Annotated in this window: 1 protein-coding gene; it reads right to left on the bottom strand. The window is 43.1% G+C overall.

All coding sequences use genetic code 11. The annotated features are described in order from the left end of the window. Nucleotides 1–644, bottom strand: a 644-nt coding sequence (locus DW677_RS18115; protein WP_242992261.1) for a transposase, incomplete at its 3' end; no start/stop codon positions are given. Nucleotides 645–692 lie beyond the last annotated feature (48 nt).

Genomic DNA, 692 nt, shown 5'->3' with positions numbered 1-692 from the left:
ATATGAGCATGGAGTCTGGCTATTTTCTTTTTCTGTTTCATGTAACGGCCGCTCCCCTTTTCGCAATGACTCAGCCTGCGCTGCTCCCTTGCAAGTTTTTCCTGGGATTTTCGGAAAAAATGAGGATAATCTGCATGAGCTCCATTGGAATCTACATACAATTCGCTCATGGAAAAATCAAGTCCGATTGCGGTTTTTACTGGCCTGATTTCATGTTCCGGTTCTTCTGCCGCATACAGTAATGATACATAATACTTGTCATCTGCTTCCTGGCTGACGGTGGCACCCTTCAATATGTAACGATCATCGATACTCCGATGCTGTTTTATGCGGATCCAACCTGCTTTCGGAAGTTTCAGTTTCGCATTCTGCAAAGTAATATTTCCATTTACGCAGTTTGTCGTATAACTTCTCACCGGATTCTTTTTTGACTTGAACTTCGGAAAACCAGCCGAAGAATCCCGAAAGAAGTTCTTGTAGGCTGTCTGCAGATGCAGCTGTGCATTACACAATGCCAGACTGTCTACCTCCTTCAGCCACGGAAACTCTGCCTTATATTTTGCAGGCGTAACCTTTAATACTTTTCCGGTTTTCTCATAATATTCGTTCTTTTCTGCCAGCATCCGGTTATACACGAAACGCACACAGCCAAATGTCCTTGCAAATAGTTCTTTTTGAGATTTATTCGGGTA

The organism is Clostridium sp. AM25-23AC, assembly GCF_003435125.1.
GTDB classification, from domain to species: domain Bacteria; phylum Bacillota; class Clostridia; order Lachnospirales; family Lachnospiraceae; genus Pilosibacter; species Pilosibacter fragilis.
Note: the sequence above shows the minus strand (reverse complement) of the source record. Positions and strands in the feature narration are given on the sequence as shown.